The sequence below is a fragment of the Peribacillus sp. NPDC056705 genome (assembly GCF_043656335.1).
The window spans coordinates 1-4,370 of the sequence record NZ_JBHTYI010000068.1 but is presented as its reverse complement, the minus strand read 5'-3'; the positions used below and the strand labels follow the sequence as shown (position 1 = coordinate 4,370).

General features: G+C 51.1%; 6 protein-coding genes. 2 read left to right on the top strand and 4 right to left on the bottom strand.

The genetic code is table 11. The features are described 5' to 3' along the window. The 3 genes from ACFRAK_RS27150 to ACFRAK_RS27140 all read right to left on the bottom strand — a co-directional run. Positions 1–517, bottom strand: a 517-nt coding sequence (locus ACFRAK_RS27150; protein ID WP_394572898.1) for an LLM class flavin-dependent oxidoreductase, incomplete at its 3' end; no start/stop codon positions are given. Positions 518–673: 156 nt separating this feature from the next. Continuing rightward, the gene (locus tag ACFRAK_RS27145) at positions 674–1,183 is read right to left on the bottom strand and encodes an SRPBCC domain-containing protein (RefSeq protein WP_394572897.1); all 510 of its coding nucleotides are present in this window, start codon (positions 1,181–1,183) and stop codon (positions 674–676) included. Positions 1,184–1,185: 2 nt separating this feature from the next. Then, positions 1,186–1,536: an ArsR/SmtB family transcription factor gene (locus tag ACFRAK_RS27140; protein ID WP_394572899.1), complete on the bottom strand. Its 351-nt coding sequence runs from the start codon at positions 1,534–1,536 to the stop codon at positions 1,186–1,188. A gap of 270 nt (positions 1,537–1,806) precedes the next feature. Between ACFRAK_RS27140 and ACFRAK_RS27135 the strand changes: the two genes are divergently transcribed. Continuing rightward, positions 1,807–2,118, top strand: coding sequence for a hypothetical protein (locus ACFRAK_RS27135; RefSeq protein ID WP_023960450.1), 312 nt, complete (start codon positions 1,807–1,809; stop codon positions 2,116–2,118). Positions 2,119–2,587: 469 nt separating this feature from the next. Next, entirely contained in the window at positions 2,588–3,787 is a 1,200-nt protein-coding gene (locus ACFRAK_RS27130; protein WP_394572896.1) for an MFS transporter, read from the top strand. Between the two features lie 66 nt (positions 3,788–3,853). Here the strand turns inward: ACFRAK_RS27130 and greA are convergent, their stop codons facing one another. Beyond that, positions 3,854–4,330, bottom strand: coding sequence for a transcription elongation factor GreA (gene greA, locus ACFRAK_RS27125; RefSeq protein ID WP_023960445.1), 477 nt, complete (start codon positions 4,328–4,330; stop codon positions 3,854–3,856). Between the last annotated feature and the right edge of the window lie 40 nt (positions 4,331–4,370).

Sequence of the window (4,370 nt, the reverse complement as noted above, 5' to 3'; positions counted from 1 at the left end):
GCGGTTGTTGGACCGGTCGAGGATACACCCCGAGGCCCTGAATGGCTGGGCGATGGTTGCCGTTCCAGGTTACCTTTTCCGATTCGCGAATCCTGAGCAGCAGTTCCAGCTTCTCTTCGAACAGCTCATCATAATGGCTTAGATCGTAACCGAACAACGGGAACGATTCGATGAAGGACCCCCGGCCCGCCATAATCTCCGCACGACCGTTAGAGATGGCATCCAGCGTAGCGAACTCTTGAAAGACGCGTACCGGGTCGGCCGAGGAGAGCACCGTCACCGCACTCGTTAACCGAATCCACTTCGTCTGAGAGGCCGCAGCTGCCAGCACAACCGCCGGGGAAGACGCCGCATAATCTTTACGATGATGCTCGCCCACACCATACACATCCAAGCCTACCTGATCGGCCAGGACAATCTCTTCCACGACCTCTCGAATCCGCTGTGCATGGCTCATAACCTCTCCTGTGTCTACATCCGGCCATGTCTCTACAAACGAGCTAACGCCAATCTCCATCGATGAACCCTCCTACATTGTCTATGTTATGCAGCCTTTATTCGCTGAATTGATTTATCTTTATATTGAACGTATTGAGGCGGTTTTTCAAGCTAATGCAGCAAGGGCTGGAATCCGCGAGGAATCCAGCCCTGAACTCGTCCATATGTTGTTCGATTACACTTGGGAAGACAGATATTCTTCGAGACGATCCCACGTCTCGGTGATGCCCTGTTCCATCCCCATATCGAGCACCTGTCTGACCGCCTCTTCAGATTCATATACCGACCTGCTAATCAGTAGCGTCTGCCCACCTTGATCCTCAAATGTCATCGTGATCGTTGAAGCCGGCATATCCTCCGATATATTACCTTCCGCATCCGAGAAATAATCGACGTACACGATCCGATCCGGCTCATCGATCTTCTGATATACCGACTTGCCCCAAGATTCCATCCCGTAGAAATCACCCTGGCTCTGATCCATGCACTTCATGCAATAATGCCATGCTCCGCCTGGCCGAAAATCCATATTGGATACGGTGACTTCCCAACCACGCGGGCCCCACCACTGCTTCAGATGCTCTCCATCCGAGAACACCTTAAATACGAGTTCCTTCGGTGCGTTAAATACACGCTCCAGTATAACCTCACGACCTTCAGCCTTGCATACCATTGAACTTGCCATTCTTATTCCTCCTTCATACGATTGGTTGGATCCTGATTCGGATAAGCTTGTAATTTCTCCAAGTAAGCGTCGAGATTGTCGTACCGTTCACTCCATATCCGGCGATAGCTTGAGAGCCAACTGTCCATTTCTTGAAAAGGCTCCATTCGCAGTTGGTAGTTCCTGCGGTTGGCTTCCGCCTTCACTTCAACCAGCCCCGCATCCAGTAACACCTTTAAATGTTTGGAGGCTTGAGGCTGCCGAATCTCCAGTTGATTCGCAATATCTCCTACCGTCATCGGTCCATGGAGCAGCATTTCAACCATATGAAGACGATTAGGCTCTGCCAGTGCACTGAATGTGACCATCCCCATCATGAGCCGGATCGTTCAGTGAGCTGCCTGCCTTGTGGTGTGGGGGTGCGCCATCTTGCTGCTTCTGCCATATCCGTTCACCTCACTCCCATAAGCATAGTGTTCTTGAAACAAATATACCTTATCAGGAATATTCCCGTAAAGGGATATTATTATCTATCTTTCCACCAATCTCTATATTAAGTTGGTTTGTTAATAACACACCTCTATATAGGCATTTGCATAAGATGATTTAACTGTTTCTATTTATGCGATGGAGGTTTTCTAATCATGACTGTTCCATACCCGCAACATCAAGAGCAAACCATATATCAAGCCGAAACGAGCACAAGCCAAGGCATCCAAGCTATCCGCGATCATCTGCACCATCTCTGCAAACAGCATCTGCATAAACTTGTCCGGGTTGAGACACTGGATGGCGACGTATTCGAAGGTGTCGTCGTTGGATGCAATCGAGGAATCGTGTATCTAAGTATGCCGGCTGAAGGACATCCACGTGCATTCGGTCCAAGCTACTACAATCAAGTGATCTTGCCATTAGTGCTGTTCGAACTGCTAGTTATCACGCTGCTCTATATTTAAACACATATTCATATTAAGGAGTGACCATGTATGGCATTTATGCCGCCTCAAGGCCCTTTCGGCCCTCAGCAACCCCCTACGGCCCCACCCCCGCAGATTACGCCCGTGCAGCCGCTCACCTCGACGTTCGCCGTTGATCCCGGCGCTATGAGGGGCTGCATGTATCGGAACACCTATATTTGGCCGCAGTATGGGCCGGGTTTCTGGTTCTTTCCGATCTTCGTCGGACGCACCTCCGTTGCAGGCTTCAGATGGACGGGTAGCAGCTGGATATACGCGGGATATGATCTGGGCAGAATTACGTCCTTTACGTGCTATTAACCGGCCCCATCGTACACCTGAAATAAAAAGCTTGCTTATCCAGCAGAATCGTTAAATAATATGGAGCAGGTCTCTTATACCGATCAATCAGGTTGGGATTGCAGATATCTTCGCAATAATTTATACAGCAGAAAGGTTGTCTCACACCATGGCTTCATCACAATTACATCATACGGCCTCCAAGGAGGCCTTTCCTGTGTCCCTACTCTCGCTCACGGTTGGTGCATTCGCCATCGGCATGACGGAGTTCGTCATTATGGGGATCCTCCCAAACGTAGCGGATGATCTGAACGTCAGCATCGCCTCAGCCGGGCAGCTTATCACCATGTATGCCCTGGGCGTTGCAGTAGGTGCACCTATCTTAACGGTGCTTACGCACAAAATCCCGCAGAAGAAACTCCTGCTGCTGTTGATGGGACTGTTCATTCTGGGCAACGGCATCGCCGTCTTCGCCCCGAACTACGCCGTTCTCATGGGAGCACGCATGCTGACAGCCTTAACGCACGGTACGTTCTTCGGTGTTGGAGCCGTGATTGCCTCGCGCCTCGTACGTCCGGACAAGCGTGCCGCGGCGGTATCCATTATGATGGCCGGTCTTACCATTGCCAACATCATAGGCGTGCCGCTCGGTACCTTCATCGGCCAAAGTATGGGATGGCGCGCATCCTTCGCCGCCATTGCGATTATGGGCATCATCGCGCTCGTTGGCATTATCATCTTTATCCCGAAGCAGTATCCGGACAAGCACTCCAGCATGGTTCAGCAGATCACGGCGCTCATCAAGCCGAGACTACTGCTGTTTCTGCTCATCGGAGCACTCGGCAACGCTGGACTATTCGCCGTATTCACTTATATTGCGCCGCTGCTAATTGAAATTACCGGCTACGCCGAGCAGAGCGTCACCTGGATTCTCGTTCTGTTCGGTATCGGTGTTACCGCCGGGAATATGATTGGCGGCAAGCTGGCCGATTGGAAGCTGCTGCCTTCCATACTGGGTATTTATCTAGCTACGGCCATTATACTCACGGTGTTTACTTTGACCATGTATCATCCGGTAACCGCCGTATTGACGATCATCCTATGGGGAGCAGCTTCATTCGCCGTAATGCCTGGTATGCAGGTTCGAGTTATGAACCTCGCACAGTCGGCACCTGCGCTGGCATCAACCGCAAGCCACTCTGCGGGCAATCTGGGGAATGCCGCGGGGGCTTTCATCGGCGGCCTTGTTATTACGCATCTCAGCCTGTCCTCCCTGCCTTGGGTGGGGGCCGTGCTTGTAAGTCTGGCCTTCCTGCTCGGGATGGCATGTTATATTTATGAACGCAGAGCAGCTGCAGTTTCTGCGTGAGCCTGAATCCTATATTTAAAAAGGCGTAATCCCAGCTTAGCGGGATTACGCCTTTTTTCTACATGATTACAGTCCCTTGATCTCCAATAAGGCGTACTTAATGACACCCATCGGAGCCTCCACGTTCACCCGGTCACCAACGGCTTTGCCCATCAATGCCTTGCCAAGCGGACTCTCGTAGGATACTTTATTGTCCAGTACATCTGCCTCCGCCGGGCCGACCAGCTGATACTCCAGCTTCTCGTCAAACTCAATATCATTCAAGACGACTCTCGAGCCCACTTGCACAGTGTTGGAATCCATATGAGCAGCATCGACAATCCGGGCCTTACTCAGCATCTTCTCCAGAATGATAATCCGCGTCTCCATGAACGCCTGATCATCCTTGGCTGAATGATACTCGCTGTTCTCCTTCAGGTCACCATAACTGATCGCAAGCTTGATCCGCGCGGCGAGCTCCTTGCGCTTCACATACTTCAGATCATCCAGTTCCTCCTGGAGTTTGTTAAAGCCTTCCTGCGTCAAGATTGATTCTTCTGCCATCTCATCATCACATCCACTTCTGTTTCATATGTATAGTGTC

Bases quoted from the DNA above. Each gene is read 5' to 3' on its own strand.
- ACFRAK_RS27130 (WP_394572896.1), top strand. From the start codon at position 2,588: ATGGCTTCATCACAATTACATCATACGGCCTCCAAGGAGGCCTTTCCT.
- ACFRAK_RS27145 (WP_394572897.1), bottom strand. From the start codon at position 1,183: ATGGCAAGTTCAATGGTATGCAAGGCTGAAGGTCGTGAGGTTATACTG.
- greA (WP_023960445.1), bottom strand. From the start codon at position 4,330: ATGGCAGAAGAATCAATCTTGACGCAGGAAGGCTTTAACAAACTCCAG.
- ACFRAK_RS27135 (WP_023960450.1), top strand. From the start codon at position 1,807: ATGACTGTTCCATACCCGCAACATCAAGAGCAAACCATATATCAAGCC.
- ACFRAK_RS27140 (WP_394572899.1), bottom strand. From the start codon at position 1,536: ATGGGGATGGTCACATTCAGTGCACTGGCAGAGCCTAATCGTCTTCAT.